The sequence below is a fragment of the Ochrobactrum sp. Q0168 genome (assembly GCF_016427605.1).
GTDB lineage: Bacteria > Pseudomonadota > Alphaproteobacteria > Rhizobiales > Rhizobiaceae > Brucella.
In genome coordinates, this window is record NZ_JAELXQ010000002.1 from 161571 (window position 1) to 183051 (window position 21481).

The following is a 21481-nucleotide window of genomic DNA, read 5'->3' on the forward strand; positions in this document are numbered from 1 at the left end:
TCACCCTCCGAAGATGCAAATTTTCGGAGGGTTTTCTTTGTGTTTCCAAGATTGCTTCCTACATTAGTGCGCATCCCGAAAAGTGTGAAACGGTTTTCGGAAAAGATGCGCGTGAAAACAGATAGATAGAACGGTTCCACGATTCCGTTTCAACCGGAACCGCTCTAGCTTCCACCAGTTGATCCAGTTCGGAGTTTACCTTGCCCGGTTTATTGACGCGCCTTGTTCCGCGCCGCTTTCGCAATGCCGCAATTGAAATTCCCGTTGTGCGCCTGCATGGCGCCATCATGAGCGGTGGCTCCGCGCTGCGCCCAGCGCTATCGCTGGCATCGACCGCCGCCGTGCTGGAAAAGGCTTTCAGCAACAAACATGCGCCCGCCGTGGCGATTTCGCTCAATTCTCCCGGCGGCTCGCCGGTGCAGTCGCGCCTGATCTATCGCCGCATCCGCGATCTTGCGTCCGAACATCAGAAAAAGGTTTTCATATTCGTTGAGGATGTGGCCGCATCCGGCGGTTATATGATTGCGCTGGCCGGTGACGAGATCATCGCAGACCCATCTTCGATCGTCGGGTCTATTGGCGTGGTGTCGGCTTCATTCGGCTTTCCGGAACTCTTGAAAAAAATCGGCGTCGAGCGGCGCGTCTATACAGCGGGCAGCAACAAGGTCACGCTTGATCCGTTCCAGCCGGAAAAGAAAGCCGACATCGAACGGCTGAAATCGCTGCAACTCGAAATCCACGAGACTTTCATCGACATGGTCAAGGAACGGCGCGGCAGCAAGCTTGCCGACGAATCCGACCTGTTCACCGGCCTGTTTTGGACCGGCACGACGGCCTTGCAGCTCGGGCTTATCGACGGGCTGGGCGACATGCGCAGTTTCCTGCGCAAGACCTATGGCGACAAGGTGGAGCTCCAGCTGATCCAGCCGCAGCGCGGATTGCTCGGTCGAAAGGTTCCGGGCGTCGGGATGGCGCTTTCATCGGCGTTTTCAACAGCGCTTTCGGGCGTGGAACCGGCGGAAATTGCCGCCCATCTCGGCGACGGCCTGCTTTCCGTTGCCGAAGAAAAAGCGCTTTGGGGCCGCTATGGTCTTTGAAACATCACGGTTTACCGTGTTAAGGTGTCAGAAATGACAGGGCGCGACAAGCGCGCGCCCAACACGATACATAGGGAATTTGGTCATGCCACAGCTCATTTTTCTGCTGCTGATCATCATCGCCGCGTGGTATGGCTACCGCTCGTTCAAGCGTGAAGCCGCGCGCGTGTCGCAGCGTGTTCGTCAGGCGGAGAAGGAAGCGCAGAACCGCGCCAACGGTACGCTGGTGCAGGACCCGAAGACCGGCGAATATTACGTCAAGAAAGACTGAGCCGCTTAAAGCCCGATGACCGATACCCTGTTGCGCGCCCGGCCTGCTGACAGCCGGTCTGTTACCCGTCTTGCCCCTGCGAAAATCAACCTCGCGCTGCACGTTACTGGACGGCGCGACGATGGTTATCATCTGCTCGACATGCTGGTGGTCTTTGCACGCTTCGGCGACACGATCACGGTTGCCGACGCGCCGGAAGACCGGTTCACCGTCAGCGGGCCTTTTGCCGCGGCAGTTCCGCTCGATGGCGGCAATCTGGTGCTCAAGGCGCGCGATGCATTGCGGGCGCATTCCGGGTGCGATCTGCCGCCCGTTGCCATTCATCTTGAGAAAAGCCTGCCCATAGCGTCGGGTATCGGCGGCGGTTCCAGCGATGCGGCGGCAACATTGCTTGCCCTCAACGCGCTCTGGAACCTCCAACTCGATTTTGACACACTGGCCGCGCTCGGTCTGACGCTCGGCGCTGATCTCCCCATGTGCCTGCATGGCGCGGCGCATGGCACGCCGCTGACGGCGCGCGGTATCGGCGAAGAGCTTGCGCCCGTTACGGGCCTTCCGGCCCTGCCGCTGCTGCTCGTGAATGACGGCACGGCGCTTGCCACGCCGGATGTGTTCCGCGCCCTCGACAAGCGGGACAATCCCGCCTTGATGCCGCCCGATCAAAGCGAACTTAGCGCACTCGGCCACTATCTTAGCACCACCCGCAACGATCTTCTGTCGCCAGCGCTTAGCCTTGCGCCGCAAATCGGCGACACGCTTGCGCTGCTGCGAGGCTGCGATGCGCTTTATGCGCAAATGTCCGGATCCGGCGCGACCTGCTTTGCGATCTTCGCCGACGATGCCTCCTTGCAGACAGCGGCGGCCCGGATAAGAGCCCAAAAGCCGGACTGGTTTGTCATCGCAACACGCACAGCCGCATCCTGAACCCGACGACCGCGTCTAGCTCTTCTGATTCACGCTGATTCCCGGTGGCTGCGTCTCTCCACACCGCTTGCAGAAATCCATTCCCCGGTCATAGTCGATAACACCTTATTCAGAAGCCAGCTATTGTTCACTTAGATTGGACAATAAAGACATACACTCTGTTCGGGATTTATGAACAAAAAACGTCACATAACAGACACGTGAATGCTGGTATATCAAATAACATATTGATATTTAATATAAATATTTCGTATCTCTGATTATTTCCAAATATTAACGAGCACGAATGTGTGATTAATAAAACATTTTCGTGACTGGAACTTTTCATCACTGTCACCCATTTCAGACGCATCGGAACGACGAAAAGAAACGCCGCTCCAGTTTCCAAGGAGATAGGAAAATGAAAAAGATTGTTCTTGCTGCCGCTGCCCTCGCTCTAAGCGCCGGTGCTGCCTTCGCTGAAAACCCTTATGTTGGCGAGCCTGAAAACCTCTATGCAAACGACCGCACCCCGGTTGCTGCACAGACCGTTGACCGCACCGCGACCGCCACGATCAACGCAGGTCACACGGGCTCTGGCTATCAGGATGGTTCTGCAAACCGCTTCGGCGATGCTTCGCCTTCCAGCTACCAGAACTAATCAGCATGACCGCATAAAGGGCGTCGCGCAAATCCGCCGCTGACGCCCACGGCCGGAATCCTCCCAAGCAATCCCGGCCTTCCTCTCATTTCCCCTCTCTGATGGATGGCATTGGCCACCAGGGACGCCCCCGAACAGAACCCATGAATGGGTGTCGTTCGTACGGCAATTAAAAAGGACATGATAATGAAAAAGTTTGCTCTTGCTGCAGCCGCTCTCGCTCTTTCCGCTGGCGCTGCTTTCGCTGAAAACCCGCATGTGGGCGAACCTGCCGACCTTTATGCAAATGACCGCACGCCGGTTGCTTCTCAGACGGTCGATCACACCGCAACCGCCACGATCAAATCGGGTTCGGCTTACCAGGATGGTTCTGCAAACCGCTTCGGTGATGCTTCGCCTTCGAGCTACCAGAACTAATCAGAATATAAGCGAAAGCTGATATCTGACGAAAAGGCGAAGCATCGGCTTCGCCTTTTTCTGTTTGGGATTTTAATGCTGCTGGGGCGGATAGATGCCGTGGGTGAGGCGCACCGGCTTCAACTGGCGCGGTAACTGCGCGAGAGCGACTCCATCCATAAGCAGAGGCCTGATCGCCTCCAGCCGAACAAGAAGCCCGGCATCGAGCGTCGACCCGCTGCCCAGCAATGCCGCCTTCAGTCCGCTCAACCTACCCTCTCCGGCAAGCGTGAACCGCGCCGGGCCACCCTCACCTTCCATATGGCGACGAACAACGTCTTCCCAGCCATCCTGCGGTATGGCGCCAGGCGCGAGAACCAGAACCCAGGGCGTAGGGATCTCGTTTAACGCCGCCGCCCTGTCCTTGCCTTTGCTAAACGAGCATCCTGCGCCAATCGCAACCAGTGCGGTTTCGTCCGAAGAGCCATTATCGATCACCAGAACACGCCGAACCAGCCCTTCCACCACGGCGGGTACAAGCGCCGACAGCGTATATGCCAGAGGCTTTTCAGAATTCAGTGTTTCAATGATCGCGGACAGCATGGACGCTTCATATATCAACACGGCGTGAACGGGAAGCGGAACGAACTATGTTCTTGCTTTGTTCTTTTTGTTGGGATAGGAATAGATTCATCAGACAGAGTCGGACAATTACCAGAAGCATTGCTGCATACAAGCCGTAAGAGGCTTTGCCGGACATGCTTTGAAGCTCCGCAGGGAGATGAAGATGGCAGCGATCCAGCACGCAGATATCATCAGACAGGCCGATATGGCCGCATTCGGCACGGGCCGTGCGGAGCATGCCAATGCACTTGTCGGCGAAGCGGGGCTGCGCATCGACCACAGCCGGCGGCGCGGGCGTGGTGCGGGCATCAATCCGACGGGGCGCTTCGAGCCGACCATGCGCGAGGATTTCGACGACGGCTGGACGACGCTGGAAGAATTGCCTGCTTTCAACACCGATGTTCAGGTAGAAAAGCCGCGCACGATCATTACACGCAACGATTCACCCGACATCAGCTTCGACCGCTCGATCAACCCCTATCGCGGGTGCGAGCATGGCTGCATCTATTGTTTCGCCCGCCCGACCCATAGCTATATGGGACTGTCGGCTGGTCTCGATTTCGAGTCACGCCTGTTCGCAAAGCCGGATGCCCCACGCCTTCTGGAGCGCGAACTGGCCAAGGCGGGCTATCAGCCGAAAACCATCGCCATTGGCACCAATACAGATCCGTATCAGCCGATCGAGAAGAAATGGCGCATCATGCGCGAGATTCTCGAAGTGCTGGAAGCGGCCAACCACCCGGTCGGCATCGTGACGAAATCGGCGCTTGTGGTGCGCGATATCGACATATTGAGGCGCATGGCTGAAAAGGGTCTCGCCAAGGTCGCTCTTTCGGTGACGACGCTAGACGCGCATCTGGTCCGCACGATGGAGCCGCGCGCCTCGACGCCAAGCCTGCGCCTTCAGGCAATCCGCAAGCTGACCGATGCGGGCATTCCGGCTTCGGTCATGATGGGGCCGGTTATTCCCGGCATCAACGATCACGAGATTGAACGCATCCTCGACGCGGCTTACGCGCAGGGCGCGCGTGAAGCTGGCTATGTGTTGCTGCGCCTGCCGCTGGAAGTGGCGCCCTTGTTCAAGGACTGGCTGCTGCGCAATTATCCCGACCGCTACCGGCATGTGATGTCGCTGGTGCGCTCGATGCGCGACGGCAAGGACTATGATGCGGAATGGGGGAAACGGATGCGCGGCACCGGCCCCTATGCCTGGCAGATTGGCCGCCGGTTCGAGATTGCCGCCCGCAAGCTCGGCTTCAACAAACAGCGTAAACACCTGCGCACCGATCTGTTCGAACCCGTCCAGAAAGGCGGCAAGCAGTTATCCCTGTTTTGAACGTCACGACAGATCCAAGTCAAAATAATGTCGATTTCCGCCTGTGTCCCCTCAGGCGGATAGGGCCATGCTTTCCGCCACCATTCCTCTCGTCAGGATCTTGCGGACAATCAGAGGCAATGCGAAAATTGCCATCTCATGAAAAGTACGGCTTCTGATTCTCCTCTTCTCTTCGACATCCCTCTGGCGCCCGACTTCTCTGAAGAAGCGAGACTGCTGGCGCGTGGGCTTCGCCATATTGTCGGCATTGATGAAGCGGGGCGCGGGCCTTTGGCCGGGCCGGTCGTGGCTGCTGCCGTGCTTCTGGACGCAAGCGACATACCTGATGGGCTGGACGATTCCAAGCGTCTCAATGCAGCCAAGCGGGTTGCCCTCTACGAGACAATTCTCGCGAAGGCCGTAAGCGTCTCCGTTGCAAGCCTCAGCGCACGCAGCATTGATATCAGCGATATTCGGAAAGCGGCATTGGAAGCTATGCGCCGCGCTGTACATGGCCTTATCCTACAGCCGTGTCACGCGCTGATTGATGGACGCGACGTGCCGCCCGGCCTGCCCTGCCCCGGTTCCGCCCTTGTGAAAGGCGATCAGCGCTCCGTATCGATTGCGGCTGCTTCCATCGTCGCGAAGGTGACGCGGGATCGCATGATGGAGCGCGCAGGCAGCGTTCACACCGCCTACGGCATGGAGGTGCACGCGGGCTATGCAACCGTCAGGCACCGCGCCGCTATCGAAAGTGACGGGCCCGTACCCGGGCTGCACCGCTACACTTTTGCACCGATCAAGGGCCGGTTTGAACCTCACCGCGAGAGCGGTTCCGGTTAAAACGGACTCGTGGAACCACTCTATCTATTTGTATTTACGCATTATCCGACGCATCGAAGCGGGATTAGAAATCAGTCCAGTGGACTGTTTCCCCGCGTAGGAGCTACGCACTTGTGCGGGAACTGCTTCAAACAGAAGCTGGGATGCGCCAATCCTGTTGCCTTCGGTTCGCATATCGTCAATGCACACGTCACCCTCGGTGAAAGCAGACCGGCATCCATATGCCGGACGGATGACGACAGCCACTCGTTTGACGCTTTGAGGCGATCTCACGAGCGCCGAGATCCGTGCAACGGCGATCCTTCTCAGACCCCGTTTCATACTTATAGCAGGGTTCTGGTCCCCCGCTCTTTGGATGCGCTCCGGTGATCCTCGAATGCAGCCGGCAAGCACCGCGAATCCGTGCTCACTTCAAAACTCGTCTCTAAACAAAAATGCCGCCCTTTCAGGCGGCATTTCAAAACCCGAAAGGTCGCAAGAACCTCAGTTCATGTTCGACTTGACCTGAACAAGTGCGTCCTTGAACAGACCGCCAGAAACCTTCGTGTCAACCTTGTCTGCGACAAGCTTGCCAGCGGCGGCAATGGCGAGATCAACAGCAGAAGCGCGGACGGCATTGATGGCGTCGACTTCAGCGGTTGCGATCTTCTGTTCAGCCAGCTTGTTACGGCGGGCTACATATTCTTCAGTCGCACGCTTGGCATCTTCGAGAAGAGCCTTGGCTTCGCGCTCGGCAGCAGCGACGATATCGCCTGCTTCCTTTTCGGCTTCCTTACGCTTGCGATGGTATTCGGCCAGAAGCTGCTGGGCTTCTTCGCGCAGCGTACGGGCTTCTTCCAGTTCCTTCTTGATATGTTCGGCGCGCTCATCGAGTGAACGACCGACCATAGCCGGAACTTTCAGATAGGCGAGGATCGCCAGGAAGATGATGAGGCCAACAAGTGCCCAAAATGTAGCGTCCATTGTCCTCTCCTCAGGCGTTCGAAGCCTTGACAGCCGCCGACACGGAAGCCTTGTCGGCCTTGGTGCCCAGAAGCTGTTCGACGATTTCAGCCGTGGTTTCCTCGGCGATGGCGCCGACGTCGCTCATGGCCTTGGCCTTGATCGCAGCGATGCGGTCTTCGGCTTCCTTGAGCTTGCTTTCCAGAGCGGCTTCAGCAGCAGCGCGTTCGGCGTCTGCTTCGCCCTTGCCCTTTTCGCGAGCGGCTTCGGCAATCGAAGCGGCCTTGGTGCGGGCCTGGGCCAGTTCCTGCTCGTAAGCAACGATGGCGTTGTCGGCATCCTGCTTGAGACGCGCAGCCTGCTCGAGATCCTGAGCGATACGGTCACGACGGGTTTCGATCACGCCGCCGATGCGCGGCAGTACCACGCGGGACATGAACAGATAGAAAAGACCGAACGTGATCGCCAGCCACAGAAGCTGCGATGCGTAATGGGTGGAATCGAACGGAGGGAATACGCCGCTGCCGTGTCCGGCATCGTGCGCGACCCCGGTTTCGGTGTGCACAGCATCGGCTGCGCCGTGCTCGCCAGCAGCTGGTGCCGGTTGCGATTCGGTGGCGGTTTGGGCAAACGCCGTGGACACGAACATCCAGATTTCCCCTTAAATCCAGCATGACCTGATCCGAAAACCGGTTCCCGACTTTCGGGATCATGCCTACTCGAACGTCATATGCAAAGGCCAGCCGCGCTGCATTTCAAGATACAGATCGCGGCAGGCCAGACTCTTGAACCGTTTATTAGACGGCGAAGAGGAGCAGAAGCGCGATGAGCAGCGAGAAGATGCCCAGAGCTTCCGTAACGGCGAAACCGAACACCAGACGGCCGAACTGGCTGTCAGCAGCGGACGGGTTGCGCAGAGCGCCGGAGAGGTATTGGCCGAAGATGTTGCCGAGGCCGAGAGCCGTACCGGCCATACCGAAACAGGCGAGACCGGCGCCGATGTACTTTGCTGCTTCCGCTTCCATGTTAAGCTCCTTCTGGATTGAAATAAGCGCGGATTTCAGTTCTGGCGGTCGCCCGCCGGTTTGAACTCAGTGTCCCGGATGTACTGCGTCGTTGATGTACATGCAGGTGAGAACGGTAAACACGTAGGCCTGGAGGAAGGCTACGAGGAATTCGAGTGCGGTGATCGCAACCGTCATGATGAGCGGCAGCACCGCGCCGCCGACGCCGATGGGTCCAAGGGCAGCCAGCGAAACAACGAAGCCGGCGAAAACCTTGAGCGTGATGTGGCCTGCGAGCATGTTCGCAAAAAGACGAACCGAGAGGCTGATCGGACGCGACAGGAACGAGATGATTTCAATGGCGACAACCAGCGGCACGATGATGCCGGGAACGCCGCTCGGCACGAACAGCTTGAGGAAGCCGAAACCGTGCTTGAAGAAACCGTAGACGATGACCGTACCGATGACCAGGCAAGCGAGAGCAAACGTCACGATGATCTGGCTGGTGACAGTGTAGAAATACGGGAAGAGACCGATGAAATTCGCGACCAGCACGAACATGAACAGCGAGAACACGAAGGGGAAGAACTTCATACCCTTCGATCCGGCCGAATCCCGCAGGCTTGTCGCCACGAATTCATAGGCCATTTCCGAAACCGACTGCAGACGGGTCGGGATAAGACCGCGGCCCGACGACGTCAGATAAAGGAAGCCCGAAGCGACCACGACGGTTGCGACCATGAAAGCCGAAACATTCGTGAACGACAGGTCAACGCCGCCTACATCGATGGGAATCCACCGAGAAATCTGGAACTGATGGATCGGATCGTTCGCCACCTTAACCTCGTCTGTCTTCCCTGCCCGAAGGCGATTTGGCCTGCCCGAAGGCGATTTAGTCTGCCCTAAGGCGACTTGGTCTACCCGAAGGCGTTTCAGTCTCGGGGCCCGATATGCATCCGGCCCGCTTATCACTTACACTTGAACGAACTTTACCGTAAAGTCCGCCAAGGCTTATTTCCTGTCACTCTTTTCCGCGTTAGTCTTAATGCCGCCTTGATCGGCGACATAACCTACGGAACGAAGCACATTGAGGACACCCGCTGCGAAGCCCAGTAGGAGAAATACGATCAATCCCCAAGGCGACGTGCCGGCGACACGATCGATAAACCAGCCGATGACCGCGCCCACCACGATTCCGGCGATAAACTCGCTGGAAAGCTTCATGGCCTGCGCGACCGAACTTGCCGTTTCCGACCGCTCCTCCTCGGAAGCTGGCTTTTTGAACATGCCCTTCTTGACCAATTCGGCCTCGAGGCGGTTCAAACGCTGATCCAGCTCCCCGGAAGCAGGTTGCCCTTGCCCATCCTTGACAGTACCGGATGGCTTTTCGGGCTCAATTCCCCGTGCCATTGGCGGCTCCTTTTTTCAAGAAAGGCAGGTTCAAAACCCCATTTCCAAGTTGCGCGCAACATATTGACACGCCGCCCGCTAGTCAAGGCGGTGAAGCCACTGCTCCAGAAGGGTTTTTATCCATAAAAAACAATTGGATAGCTAATGGTGCGACTCATTTTCCGCCCAAAGTCCAAGAATGTGGCGCGAATCCTTCACTTTTTCGTTGCCGCTATCCCCAGCCGATGACGCTTGTTGAGCCTTAGCCTATCAGAAGATCAGCTCCAGCCGCCGCCATAGGTGCGGTAGAACACATGAAGGCCGATCTTGGTCAGCTTCTTCATCGTGGGCGCCCAGAAGGGCTTCACATAGGTCGCATGATAATGTGTGGCTGAACCCACTTCCGGCAGCCATATCTGGCCCGCCGATACCGTCTTTGCCACCTGCTGCGCCATGCGCCATTGCGGCATCTCGGTCACACGGTGCTTCTGACCATCGCAGGCGAAGGAAAACTGACAGGCATTGAGCCAGTCACGATTCTGATAGACGGCACCGCAGATCGTGTTGGGATAGGCCGGGTTGCGCACGCGGTTGAGCACCACCTGCGCCACGGCTACCTGCCCCTTGACCGTTTCGCCGCGCGCTTCGAAATAAACCGCTTCGGCAAGGCACTTCTGTTCGCTCGCAGTAAATGCCGAAGGCGGCAACGGAGTTGCCGCCCATCCATGATCTTCTTCACCGATCGGCGGGACAAAACGCCCCTCGCTCGGGTCCGGTTTCAGAATGCTCTCGAACGGAGAGGTTTTTCCATAATCCGGCGCAGAGGGCGCATAACCCAGCGCCAGCACATCTGGCTGATCATTATTGATCAGCTTGGCCAGTTGCACCGGCATTTCCGCCCGCGGCCTTGGCGGCTTCACAGCATGGAAGGCCATAGTGATGCCGATTTCCTTGCCTTCAAGCTTGCTGGAAAAGGCCATCTTGGCGTCGGTCTTTTCCGGCGGGCGGGTGATCATGCTGATCTTGTCGAACATGCTGCCCGCCGTGAACGCCTTGGCAGGTGCCTTTGGCTTCACCGAGACCAGACGCCCCGTCTTGTCGGTACGGTTGATGCGGTTTTCATCCGGATTGGGATCATCCGGACCAAGCTTCGCGGTCTTCTTGCCGCCCGAAAGCGCCACGCGACCGATGCCCGGCACTTCGATGCCGTTGGTGGCGATGCTGCCGGTCACCGTCGTTGCATCGACAAAAGGCATTTCCGCCTGATGCACGGAACCGACCGGCGCCCTGGCGACAAAAGCCGTCCAGCGATGCGTGCCAAGATCGGCGGTCGGCACGAGGCTTGCCATATCCTGAAAGGCAATCGCATTGGAATTGAAGAGATAGGCGAAGGCTGTGAGCACCAGCGGGATCAAGCGCTGCGGCTTGCGGGCGATGTGACGCGGCTTGGCGCGCACGGCATAATAGCGACCATCCTCCGGGCAATAGCCCGTGACAGGATAATGCCATACCGGCTCAGCGATGGTCTTCCGACGACCAAACAGCGCTCGCATCGACACAAGACGCACCGTACACTCCACTCACACTGACTTCTGTTGTTCTCGCGCATATCGTGTCGGAAGCGCGTTTCCGCGCATTTCGGGATATGCTTAACAACGCCGATAATGGAGTATTAACCTTGATGTATCGTTAACACGCTTGCGTTTACTAATTGAAAAGATTGATTAATTTAGAATTAACGCTGGGGCCACGGCTTTTGTTTTCATTGCGTTTTTGGATCACAATGTTCAAAACAGGCCCGACAGGATAAAAGCCGTTTTCTTAGCGCTTCACCGACCAGCGGTCGATATCGGCATCCTGACCGATCAGCGCGAGACCTGTGGCAATCGAATCGAACTGGTTGGAGCTGGTCACCGCCGCATCGGGGAAGCGGCTTTCAAATGCCGTGCGGATGGCCGGCACGAAGGACGTGCCGCCGGTCAGGAACACGCGGTCGATTTCGCCGGATTGCAGCCCGGCCTTTTCCACGGCCTCGTCTACAGACTGCTCGATCTGGCGCACATCCTCGGCGATCCAGTTTTCGAAATCACTGCGGGTGATATCCGAGCGGATTTCAAAATCATCCGCCTTGAAATGCAGTTCCGCCATGCGATCGGATGAAAGCCGGACTTTCAGGTTCGAAACGGCGCGATAGATCTCGTAGCCGTAATCGTTTTCGATCAGATTGATGAAATGCTCCAGCGCTTCCGGCTCCACGGCCTGCTTGGCAAGCTCGGTCAGGTCGCGGATCGTGGCTGGCGAATTCATCAGGAACAGCGTGTTCCAGCGCGCAAAATTTGCATAATAATGGTTCGGCATGGTCAGGCGTTTGCCGAAGGATTTGTATTCCGTGCCCTTGCCGAGCAGTGGCGAAACCGCATTGTCGATGATGCGGTAGTCGAATGTATCGCCCGCAATGCCAAGGCCTGTCTGGCTCATCGGCGTGAAGGAAAGACCGCCCTTGCCCACTTCGAAGCGCACGATGGAAAAGTCGCTGGTGCCGCCGCCAAAGTCGGCTACCAGAACGGTCGAATCCGCCTTCAATTCCTGCGCATAGAAATAGGCCGCCGCAACCGGTTCATAGACATAGTGGATGTCGGTGAAGCCGAAGGCGCGAAACGCCTTTTCGTAGCGCTGCATGGCCAGTTCCTCGTCCGGCGAGCCGCCCGCGAAAATAACCGGACGGCCGATCACCACGCGATTGCCCTTAGGCGGCAGCCTGTCGCCGAGGCGCGCGGCGATCGTTTCAAGGAATGTCGTCAGAATATCCTCGAACTTGAACCTTTTGCCGAAAACCGGCGTGTCGGTGAAGGATTTTGACGCCGCAAAGGTCTTGAAGGATTGTAACATGCGCGTTGAATGGGGCGCGTTGACAAAAGCCTCCATCGCCCATGGACCGCTTTCCACCGTGCGCTCGCCGGTTTCGCGATCCTGCCAGAAACAGAGGATCGAGCGATAGCCGGTCACGTCAACGCCATCCTTGACGACGCTCAGAACCGCCGCCGAGCCATCGGGGCTTGCAACGGACAAAACAGTATTGGTGGTGCCGAAATCGATGCCTAATGTCACGCCATCAAATGGGCTCTCAACAGCCTTCGTCATCGCTACACCTTTTGGGAGAAAATCGGGGAGCGGGCGGATTAGCAGCCGCGACGACCAAGCTCAACCCGTTAATGTGCGTTTTGATGCCAATGGATGAGAGCATTTCCAGCAAAAGTGCGTAGCGGTTTGGCGTAGGATAATGCGTAAAAACAAATAGATAGAGCGGTTCCACGATTCCGTTTTAACCCGAACCGCTCTAGATCGGTGCGAAAATAAATACCTGAAACACCGACCCAACCCATCATGTAACGAACGGAAAAGAAGTTTGAAGTAAAAGATTGTAGGTTTTTTGAAACTTTATAGAATTTTTGTTTTCAGACTGTTAGGTTTCAGCCCCGCATCCGGAGTGGTTCACCTTTTAGAGCATAATCCGATCAAACCTGCTCTCATAATACCGCCAGAACTGCTCCCTTATTTGTTCTCACCGCATGAATGCAATGCCGGGTGATTTCGTCCGACTGCATGATGCTCCAGGCTGTCCAACAAATGAAAGCGATACTCATGGCGTTTCTCTCACGTACACTTCTGGCCACCGTCTTGCTGTCTGCAAGCGCCCTGCCCTTTGCAGCGCAGGCCGAAGAAGCAGCAGGCCAGCCGCTCGCAACCGGCTATCACAGCAGCGGCCAGGTTACTGCCGAGGTCAGCGGCGCCATACGCGACGGTGACAAGCTGACCGTCAAGGTTCGCTTCAAGAATGCCACGGAAGGCGACAACGTTTCCTCGACACTCTATAGCTCCATGTCGGACAAGGAATACGAGAACGATTATTATCTTCTCGCTGGCGACAAGAAGTATCTGCTGTTGAAGGACTCCGAGGGCAAGCCGCTCACGCCGACTTCCGTTTCGCTGTTCGGCAAGGGGCCTGTGGTCGGCGTCTGGCATGGCGTCTTTCCCGCCCCGCCGAAAGACCAGAAGGTGACGCTCTATATCAAGGGGGTCGAGCCGCTCGGACCATTCGCCGTTCCCGCCGAATAGGGGGAACAGCCAATGGCTACGATCCATCGATTGACCCGTCTCGGTCTGATCGGCCTTGCTGCGCTGTGCCTGCCATCGGTCGGAACAGCGCAGGATGCAGGCCTGAATACGGATAAGAGCGCTTATATTCGTGATCTCGTGCCGGAAATCCGCGATCTGGTTTCAGCATCGGGCGGAACGGATGGCAACGCGCGCGGCCTTTCGGGTGCAGCGCAACAGATTGTCGAGAAGAGCGGCAACATCACCATGCGCGAGACAGACAACAGCATCGTCCTGTCTGTCACGAGCGATATTCTGTTCGGCTTCGACAGCGCCAAGCTGACGGCTAAGGCCAAGTCCACACTGGGTGATGTCGTCAAGATATTGGACAGCACACCGGATTCCACCGTGCAAGTTGTCGGCCATACGGATTCCAAGGGCTCCGACAGCTACAACCTCAAGCTCTCCAAAGCGCGTGCCGGAGCGGTTGTCGAGTTTCTTGTCGGCAATGGCGTTCCGTCAGCACGCCTGAAACCGGAAGGGCGTGGTGAAAGCGAACCTGTCGCGCCCAACGACGTAGAGGGTAAGGACAACCCCGATGGACGCGCCCAGAACCGGCGTGTCGAATTCGTGCTGCCAAAGGCATGATGTAGTCTGTTCAATAGCGTCAAAAGAAAAAGCCCGGATCGCTCCGGGCTTTTTAATTATGCTTATTTCTTCTTCTTGGCGCGACCGGCGAACGGATTGTCCGAAGTGCGCAGCGCAAGGCGGATCGGCACGCCCGGCATGTCGAAGGTCTCGCGCAGGCCATTGATCAGATAGCGCACATAGGATTGCGGCATCGCATCGGGGCGCGAGCACGACACGACGAAGCCCGGCGGGCGGGTCTTCACCTGCGTCATATATTTCACCTTCAGACGGCGACCCGAAACCGCCGGCGGCGGCTGATGGGCGATCACGCCTTCCAGCCAGCGATTGAGGCGGCCGGTGGAAATACGGCGATTCCAGATCTCATGGGTCTTCACGACATTTTCCATGAGCTTGTCGAGGCCCTGTCCGCGTTCGCCCGAAATCGGCACGGCGCGAAGTCCGCGCACCTGCGGCAGAAGGCGGGCGGTCTTTTCGTAAAGATCGGCCAGAACCATCTGACGGTCTTCAATCAGGTCCCACTTGTTGAAGGCGATGACCGGTGCGCGCCCTTCACGTATGATCAGATCGGCGATCTGCAAATCCTGCTTTTCGAAAGGGATCGTCGCGTCGAGCACGATGATTACCACTTCCGCAAAGCGGATGGCGCGAAGACCGTCGGCAACCGACAGCTTTTCCAGCTTTTCCTGCACGCGCGACTTGCGGCGCAGACCGGCCGTGTCGAACAGCTTGATCTTGCGACCGTGCCATTCCCAGTCGACCGAAATCGAGTCACGGGTAATACCCGCTTCCGGGCCGGTCAGCAGACGATCTTCGCCGAGCATTGTGTTGATCATCGTGGACTTGCCCGCATTCGGGCGTCCGACAATGGCAATGCGCAGCGGCTTGGTCGCATCATAGGCCGGGATGACTTCTTCATCCGGATCTTCGATGTCGTCGCCAATCAGCTCGCCGACAGCCTTCGGTGTGAAGACCTCGTCTGCGGTTTCCGCTTCCGTCTCGTCGGCGAAGACACGTTCTTCGCCCAGAAGTTCGACAATGGCGTCGCGGAGATCTGGCATGCCCTGACCATGTTCCGCCGAGATCGGGCATGGTTCGCCGAGACCGAGCTGCAAGGCGTCGTAGAGGCCCGACTGCGCGCCGCGCGCTTCGGCCTTGTTGGCCACCAGCACCACCGGCTTGCCGGAACGGCGCACCAATTCGGCAAAGGTGTTGTCGGCGGGCGTCAGGCCGTTCTTGGCATCGACCACGAACAGAACCGCATCGGCTTCGCTGATGGCGGCTTCGGTCTGGGCGCGCATGCGCGCTTCCAGTGAGTCATTGGCGGCCTCTTCGAGACCCGCCGTGTCGATCACCTGAAACTTGAGGTCGTAGAGCTTGGCGTCATGGATGCGCCTGTCGCGCGTGACGCCCGGCAGGTCGTCCACCAGCGCCAGCTTGCGGCCGACGAGACGATTGAACAGCGTGGACTTGCCGACATTGGGACGCCCGACGATAGCGAGAGTGAAACCCATGAACGAAAATTACTCCAGAAAGAAACAGGGCCGGTTCAAGACCAGCCCCGAAGGTAGCCTTTGTTTAACTTTGTGCCGCAACGCCTGCGCTGCGCATCAGGTCCAGCATCGTATTGGCACGCTGGCGGATATTGGCCTGCGCCATACCGTCATCGGCGATCTGCTTGAACAATTTGGCCGCATCGTCGTAACGCTCGGCCTTCCATGCCGCAAGGCCAAGCGCTTCGCGCGCGCTGGAGCGCATCGAATTGCCATCGGCAGACAGGGTTTCGACGCGCTTGGCGACATCGTCATAAGAACCGCTATCGACCAGGAGATAGCCCGCGCGCAGACGCGCCACATCGCGCAGCGGTCCCGGCACCGCAGTGTCGGCGGCTATATCGTCGAATGCCTTCACGGCGCCAGCCGCATCGCCCTTGCTGGCAAGGACCGAAGCCGCACGCAGGCGCGCCAGAACCGGATAGGACCCGTAGCCGGTCTTTTCCAGATCGTCGAGCGCGGCGAGCGCTTCATCGTTCTTGCCTGCCGATGCGAGGTCAAGCGCCGCGAGGAACTTATCGCCGGAAGCAGAGGCCTTGCTGTCGGTCCAGTGCTGGTAGCCGACCCAGCCGGCGGTGCCCAGAACGATTGCAACGGCAGCACCGATCACGATCGGGCCGAAATTCTTCCAGACCTGCTTCGCCCGTTCCGAACGGAGTTCTTCGTTTACCTCGCGAATGAAACTGTCGTCTGCCATGGACCTGCCATTGTTCTTGAAACTGGTTTACGAATGAGATGTTCTGGCGCTTTTAGTCGGAATTGTCGCCATATGTAAGACCCGTCCGCGAAATAAGCAGATCAAGCACCGGCAAAAAGTAAATTTCGGTCCGACCTTCGCCATATTCAAGGGATAGCTGGGCCACTGGCCCCTTCCCGGCCTTCAATTTTCCCGGTATTTTATGGCAATGCGCGTTTTCTCCCCCAAAACTCTCCTCGCTCTTTCCCTGTTGACGGCTTTCTGCGCGCCTGCGGGGGCGGACCCTGCTGCCGCCAAAACGCAATATGTGCTGATTTCCTTCGACGGCGCGCATGACAATGCGCTGTGGACGCGCTCGCGGGAACTCGCGAAGAAGAACAACGCCCATTTTACCTATTTCCTGTCCTGCGTCTTTCTGATCACCCGGAAGGACCGCGCCAGCTATCAGCCGCCGCACAAAAAGGCGGGTGCCTCCAATGTCGGCTATGCTCAGACCCATGATGAAGTCGTGGCCCGGCTTGGCAATATCTGGCAGGCGCATCTGGAGGGCAACGAGATTGCCAGCCACGGCTGCGGCCATTTCGACGGCACCAGCTGGTCCACCGCCGACTGGAACAAGGAGATCGGCGAATTTCGCCGCATCGTCGCCGACGCCTACAAGAACAACGGTATCGACGGCGAACCGGACGGCTGGCGCGACCTCGCGCTCAGCGGCATCAATGGCTTTCGCGCGCCCTATCTCGCGGCTTCCAAGCCGGTGCAGGATGCGTTGAAGGCCAACGGCTTCCGCTATCAGGCGTCATCCGTCACACGCGGGCCGGAACTGCCGCAGATCACAGGCCCGTTTGCATCCTTCGGCCTGCCGCTCATCCCGGAAGGTCCGTCACAGCGCCCCATCGTCGGCATGGATTACAATCTTTATGTCCGCCATTCTAGGGCTAAGGAAGCGCCCGAGCAGTCGGCAGCCTTCGAAGAGCGCGCCTATAAGGCGTTTCGCGCCGCCTTCGACAAGCAATATGACGGCGAGCGCATTCCCTTGCAGCTTGGTTTCCATTTCGTGCTGATGAATGACGGCGCTTACTGGCGCGCCATGGAGCGCCTTGTTTCTGAAGTCTGCACCAGGCCCGACGTCAAATGCACCACCTATGGCGACTATCTGAACAGCCTCGACAAGAACACCGGCCACGCTGTGCAAAACAGGTCGTAGCCGGCGTTCATTCCTAAGCCGCCTCCAGATTTTTGCGATCCAGCGACGGCAACGGCTCGCCATGGATGGTCGCCTCGAAAGCGCGCAGACGTTTGTAGATCGACAAAAGCTCGATGATCGTTGTCCATGAATTGACGAGGTACTGGAACGAGCCGCGCACCTGATCGAAGACGTTCAATATCTGGTTCATCAGGCCCAATGTCAGCTTGCCTGCCACGATGGACGGAATGAGGATCAGGGTCGGGAAGATATTATCCGCTTGCAGATAGAAAATGCGGGCGACGTTGAAATAGACATAGTGAAAATAGAGCCGGAAATAATTATGCCGGACATTGCGGAATAATTCGCGCATCGTCGCCGGATCGGCGCGGTCTTCGTGGTCCTCGCCATAGACCAGTTCCTTACGATAGGCCGCTTCCACGCGCTGATTGTTGAACTCCAGCCCCGGCAGCTTGATGCCGACCAGCGCCAGAAAGCCGGTGCCGAAGGCGGCCCATAAAATGGCGGCCCAGACAAGCGCATGGGGAATAGCGCCGATGATCGGCAGTTCATTGACCTTTTCGGAAAAGGTGAACAAGACCGGCAGAAAAGCGATCAGCGTCATGACGGATTTCACCAGATTGACGCCCAACAATTCCAGCGTGGAGGAGAACCGCATCGTGTCTTCCTGCACGCGCTGCGCGGCGCCCTCAATATGACGCAGTTGCGGCCAATGGCTCATGTAATAATCGTTCATCGCCGTGCGCCAGCGGAAGATATAATGGCTGACGAAGAAGAGGCTGAGCACGCTCATCGTGACCGCGATGAAGGCGATGCCCGCGAAATCGACCATCCCCCAGTAAAAATCGGCGGCAGTTACCGAACCCGGCGTCGACAGCGCCTTTTGCACCATGTCGTAGAAAGGCCCATACCAGGCGTTGATCGCGACGCTGACCTGCACCGAAAAATAGGTCGTGAACAGGATCAGTGCCGAACCGAGGATCGACCAGCGCTGCCATGGATGCGGTGAAAACAGCGCCCAAAAAGCGTAAAACGCAAAGGTCGCCACGGCGAAATAAATATAGAACCACAGAAATGGCGCCGACCAGAAAAGGCTCGCGCCGATGATCGGTGCGGCATCGGGTGCTGCAGGCGGCAGGCCGAAAAGACGACCGAGATTTTCGCCCCCCATATACCAGCCGATGACAGCCAGCAGGCTCCAAAGAACGACAGATGGAAAAAACAGTTTTGGGCGGGGGAAAAAAGATACGAACACGAAAGCGGTCCCGATTCTATGGGGTTATCGCCCCCATAGAATGCTTGTTGCCACGCCTTTGCCAGTTAAATGTTTGTAAGATTTCTATAAAGTCTTGGGTCCCTAACGCGCCTTCTGACCGGCCAGCACGCCAATGACGGCCACCGCTACCAGCGACAGGGCGGCGGCGAGGCTGGCCGAGGTAAAAGAGCCGGAACGCTGCGCCATGTAACCGGCGACCAGCGGCCCGACAATCTGCCCGATGCTGAACGACACGGTCATGCGCGCCAGCGCCCGCTTCGGCGAGGCGGGAGCCAGAACCCGCGCGATCTGGAGACCGAAAGCGGTCAGCGCCATGAAGGTCATGCCGAGAAGCGCCCCACCGACCAGCGGGCCGACGGGCGGCGCGATGACGACGCTGGCCGCAACGCCGATGGCTTCCAGTATGGCCGTCAGCGCGAAAGCGTTGAACAGGCCGAATTTCTTCGCCGCAGGCGACCAAAGCCAGATGGACGGCGCAGCCGTCAGGCCCGTGACGATCCAAACGGCTGCTTCCATCAGCGGCCCGCCTTCGTTGGCGCGCACGATGGCGATCAGAAACGTGGCGGTGATGACATAGCCGAAGCCGAAAATGCCATAGGCAAGCGCCAATGCGTTGAAGGCAAAGCTTTTCGGCAAAGCCGGTTCACTTGGGTTGCCGCCATTCCCGCGCGGTCCCTCGCGCACCAGGAAGACCACGCCCGCCAGCATGACCAGCGTGAGCAAAGCCGCACCGATCCAATCCGCGCGCCAACCAAGGCCGGAAAAGCGGATGGCCGCCACGAGCACCGCCGAAAGGGCGATACCGCTGCCCACACCGCCGAAATGCACCGCGCCAAGCCCGCTGCGTTCGGCGGCGGTCACATGGCTGAGCACGATGGCCGTGCAGAGGATCATGGTCACGGCGCTGATGAAACCGGCCGCAAAGCGGATCGCGGCAAACATCCAGACGCCATCAAACAGCGCCATCGCCGCGCAAAGTGCGGCGCTGATGATGAGACCGGTGATGACGCTGGCGCGTTCGATGCCCGCCGACCAGCCATAGCCTGCGGCAACAGCGCCAAGCAGATAGCCGATATAGTTGGCGGAAGCGATGAAGCCTGCATCGGCGGCGTTGAAGCCGAGAGCGGCCATCATGCCCGGCAGGATCGGCGTGTAGATGAAACGGCCAATGCCCATTGCGGAGGCCATGGCGAGAAAACCGCCCAGCGCATAACCGAGCGCCGTCTTGTGTTGAGCGGAGTTGGGGGAGGATGACATGGAAACTGCGGTGCCGGAGGAGAACGGGGTCATGCGCGGCAAAATACGCCTCGAGCGCTGGCGTACAATTGAATTTTTCTGATGGCAGCGATCAAGGGCAGTAGGGCAGTAGGGCAGTAGGGCAGTAGGGCAGTAGGGCAGTAGGGCAGTAGAAGATTAGGGTCGTTGCGGTCGTGCGCAATTAAAACATACTGCCTTATTCCCCTACTCCCCTACTGCCCTCCTCTACCCCCCTCACCACCGGCACGCTGTCCGGAACCCCGGAATGCAGGAAGTGCAGCAAGGTATCCTGCACCGATTCCAGCCGGTGCACGCAGTCGCGCCAGCCGAATGGAATTTCCTTCGGCACGGGCGGAACACGCTGCGGCGCCACGCCTTCCTCCAGCGAACAATTGGCGATGATGATCTGCAACGCCTCGCTAATCCATGGCGGCGGCGGAGCTTCCTTCTTGCGCAGCGCATTACCAAGCGCTTCGCCGAACAGCAGCGCCGACGCATAAAGACGAATGCCGCGACGGTCATAACGTCCGGCCATTTCGGTCACTTCGCGCGCGGCGAGCCGCCCCCGCAACGACCAGCGCGCATTGCTGCGGGCAAGCGCGATACCGTCACCGAGCGCAATGACAGCGCGATGGGCGGAGGTGAACTGGTTGATGGCATTTTGCGCCCGCACCAGGTCTTCTTTATCGAGCGCGATAGCTGCCTGTTTCAGCCCGTTGGCCAGCCGGTCCAGCAGGACCCGCGCCGCCCGGTCGATAAGCCGCACCGGGTCCGGCGTGAGCAAGATCTGGCTGAACAGAAGCCCGACTCCAGCCCCCACCAGAACATCGATCAGCCGCGTCACGCCCGCCACCTGCGGCCCCATGGCCAGAACCAGAATAGCCGAAACACCGGACTGGATGGCAATCGCCGGCGCCATGCCGAACGAGGTGGCTAGCACCATGGCGATGAAGGTAACCACCGCCATGTGTACAACGGGAACGGTTTCGGGCAGCAATAGCGACAGTTCTCCGATCACCACGCCTGTCGTCACGCCGACCATGACCCCGACGCCCTGCTTGCCGTGGTGGGGAAAATTAGGCGCAAGGCAGATCACCGCCGTGACCATGGCAAAGACCGGCTTTGGCTGGCCGAGAAGCCATTGGCAGATCAGCCACGCCACAGCGCCACCAATGCAAGCAATCAGCGCATCGCGCCAGCTCACCGACCATTGCTGAACAACCTTGTTCACGCGCTGATGCATGGGGGTTTTCTCCGCTTGGGCAGGCCTATCCGCAGATATTTATGGCAGAAGCCCGGCAGC

General features: G+C 58.3%; 23 protein-coding genes. 10 read left to right on the forward strand and 13 right to left on the reverse strand.

All coding sequences use genetic code 11. From position 1 onward, the window contains the following. Window positions 1–200 precede the first annotated feature (200 nt). The 5 genes from JAU75_RS05115 (at window position 201) to JAU75_RS05135 (ending at window position 3349) form a co-directional block, all read left to right on the forward strand. Window positions 201–1097 (forward strand): S49 family peptidase, encoded by an 897-nt coding sequence (locus tag JAU75_RS05115; protein WP_199055180.1) that lies wholly within the window; start codon window positions 201–203, stop codon window positions 1095–1097. Window positions 1098–1182: 85 nt separating this feature from the next. Beyond that, window positions 1183–1368, forward strand: coding sequence for a hypothetical protein (locus JAU75_RS05120; RefSeq protein WP_138786622.1), 186 nt, complete (start codon window positions 1183–1185; stop codon window positions 1366–1368). A 15-nt stretch (window positions 1369–1383) separates the two neighbouring features. After that, window positions 1384–2292 (forward strand): 4-(cytidine 5'-diphospho)-2-C-methyl-D-erythritol kinase, encoded by a 909-nt coding sequence (locus JAU75_RS05125; RefSeq protein WP_199055181.1) that lies wholly within the window; start codon window positions 1384–1386, stop codon window positions 2290–2292. A gap of 400 nt (window positions 2293–2692) precedes the next feature. Next, on the forward strand, window positions 2693–2932 hold the full coding sequence (locus JAU75_RS05130; protein WP_199055184.1) for a hypothetical protein: 240 nt from the start codon (window positions 2693–2695) through the stop codon (window positions 2930–2932). Window positions 2933–3118: 186 nt separating this feature from the next. Continuing rightward, window positions 3119–3349 (forward strand): hypothetical protein, encoded by a 231-nt coding sequence (locus JAU75_RS05135; protein ID WP_199055185.1) that lies wholly within the window; start codon window positions 3119–3121, stop codon window positions 3347–3349. Window positions 3350–3421: 72 nt separating this feature from the next. On the opposite strand, the gene JAU75_RS05140 is transcribed toward JAU75_RS05135, so the two are convergent. After that, a complete protein-coding gene (locus JAU75_RS05140) occupies window positions 3422–3931 on the reverse strand; it encodes a glycosyltransferase family 2 protein (protein WP_199055187.1) in 510 nt (169 codons plus the stop codon). Window positions 3932–4115: 184 nt separating this feature from the next. On the opposite strand from JAU75_RS05140, the gene JAU75_RS05145 reads away from it, so the two are divergent. Further along, window positions 4116–5288, forward strand: a complete 1173-nt coding sequence (locus tag JAU75_RS05145) for a PA0069 family radical SAM protein (RefSeq protein WP_199055190.1) — start codon at window positions 4116–4118, stop codon at window positions 5286–5288. Between the two features lie 138 nt (window positions 5289–5426). Beyond that, window positions 5427–6110 (forward strand): ribonuclease HII, encoded by a 684-nt coding sequence (locus JAU75_RS05150; protein ID WP_199055191.1) that lies wholly within the window; start codon window positions 5427–5429, stop codon window positions 6108–6110. A gap of 483 nt (window positions 6111–6593) precedes the next feature. Here JAU75_RS05150 and JAU75_RS05155 read toward each other — a convergent pair whose 3' ends face one another. The 7 genes from JAU75_RS05155 to JAU75_RS05185 form a co-directional block, all read right to left on the reverse strand. Beyond that, window positions 6594–7073 (reverse strand): F0F1 ATP synthase subunit B, encoded by a 480-nt coding sequence (locus JAU75_RS05155; RefSeq protein WP_199055193.1) that lies wholly within the window; start codon window positions 7071–7073, stop codon window positions 6594–6596. Window positions 7074–7083: 10 nt separating this feature from the next. After that, complete coding sequence (locus tag JAU75_RS05160; protein WP_199055195.1) at window positions 7084–7701, reverse strand: F0F1 ATP synthase subunit B; 618 nt, start codon at window positions 7699–7701, stop codon at window positions 7084–7086. A gap of 148 nt (window positions 7702–7849) precedes the next feature. Then, a complete protein-coding gene (locus JAU75_RS05165) occupies window positions 7850–8077 on the reverse strand; it encodes a F0F1 ATP synthase subunit C (RefSeq protein WP_002963544.1) in 228 nt (75 codons plus the stop codon). 66 nt (window positions 8078–8143) lie between these two features. Beyond that, window positions 8144–8893 (reverse strand): F0F1 ATP synthase subunit A, encoded by a 750-nt coding sequence (locus JAU75_RS05170; RefSeq protein WP_109368422.1) that lies wholly within the window; start codon window positions 8891–8893, stop codon window positions 8144–8146. 174 nt (window positions 8894–9067) lie between these two features. Beyond that, window positions 9068–9466 carry an AtpZ/AtpI family protein gene (locus JAU75_RS05175; RefSeq protein ID WP_199055197.1) on the reverse strand — a complete coding sequence of 133 codons (399 nt, stop codon included), beginning with the start codon at window positions 9464–9466 and terminating at the stop codon, window positions 9068–9070. Window positions 9467–9723: 257 nt separating this feature from the next. Next, complete coding sequence (locus tag JAU75_RS05180; RefSeq protein ID WP_199055199.1) at window positions 9724–11013, reverse strand: cell wall hydrolase; 1290 nt, start codon at window positions 11011–11013, stop codon at window positions 9724–9726. 253 nt (window positions 11014–11266) lie between these two features. Next, window positions 11267–12586, reverse strand: a complete 1320-nt coding sequence (locus JAU75_RS05185; protein WP_199055200.1) for an Hsp70 family protein — start codon at window positions 12584–12586, stop codon at window positions 11267–11269. A 486-nt stretch (window positions 12587–13072) separates the two neighbouring features. Between JAU75_RS05185 and JAU75_RS05190 the strand changes: the two genes are divergently transcribed. After that, the gene (locus JAU75_RS05190; protein WP_199055201.1) at window positions 13073–13561 is read left to right on the forward strand and encodes a hypothetical protein; all 489 of its coding nucleotides are present in this window, start codon (window positions 13073–13075) and stop codon (window positions 13559–13561) included. A 12-nt stretch (window positions 13562–13573) separates the two neighbouring features. Then, the gene (locus JAU75_RS24215) at window positions 13574–14188 is read left to right on the forward strand and encodes an OmpA family protein (RefSeq protein ID WP_199055202.1); all 615 of its coding nucleotides are present in this window, start codon (window positions 13574–13576) and stop codon (window positions 14186–14188) included. Between the two features lie 62 nt (window positions 14189–14250). Here the strand turns inward: JAU75_RS24215 and der are convergent, their stop codons facing one another. Together der and JAU75_RS05205 are read right to left on the reverse strand one after the other, a co-directional pair. After that, the gene (gene der / locus JAU75_RS05200; protein WP_199055203.1) at window positions 14251–15702 is read right to left on the reverse strand and encodes a ribosome biogenesis GTPase Der; all 1452 of its coding nucleotides are present in this window, start codon (window positions 15700–15702) and stop codon (window positions 14251–14253) included. A gap of 64 nt (window positions 15703–15766) precedes the next feature. Continuing rightward, window positions 15767–16438 (reverse strand): tetratricopeptide repeat protein, encoded by a 672-nt coding sequence (locus JAU75_RS05205; protein WP_199055204.1) that lies wholly within the window; start codon window positions 16436–16438, stop codon window positions 15767–15769. Between the two features lie 208 nt (window positions 16439–16646). On the opposite strand from JAU75_RS05205, the gene JAU75_RS05210 reads away from it, so the two are divergent. After that, window positions 16647–17645 (forward strand): polysaccharide deacetylase, encoded by a 999-nt coding sequence (locus JAU75_RS05210; RefSeq protein WP_199055206.1) that lies wholly within the window; start codon window positions 16647–16649, stop codon window positions 17643–17645. Between the two features lie 13 nt (window positions 17646–17658). Here JAU75_RS05210 and sbmA read toward each other — a convergent pair whose 3' ends face one another. The 3 genes from sbmA to JAU75_RS05225 all read right to left on the reverse strand — a co-directional run bounded on the left by sbmA (window position 17659) and on the right by JAU75_RS05225 (window position 21421). Beyond that, entirely contained in the window at window positions 17659–18900 is a 1242-nt protein-coding gene (gene sbmA / locus JAU75_RS05215; protein WP_199055216.1) for a peptide antibiotic transporter SbmA, read from the reverse strand. 102 nt (window positions 18901–19002) lie between these two features. Further along, complete coding sequence (locus tag JAU75_RS05220) at window positions 19003–20178, reverse strand: YbfB/YjiJ family MFS transporter (RefSeq protein WP_199055218.1); 1176 nt, start codon at window positions 20176–20178, stop codon at window positions 19003–19005. A gap of 196 nt (window positions 20179–20374) precedes the next feature. Then, a complete protein-coding gene (locus JAU75_RS05225; RefSeq protein ID WP_199055219.1) occupies window positions 20375–21421 on the reverse strand; it encodes an FUSC family protein in 1047 nt (348 codons plus the stop codon). Window positions 21422–21481: the final 60 nt, after the last annotated feature.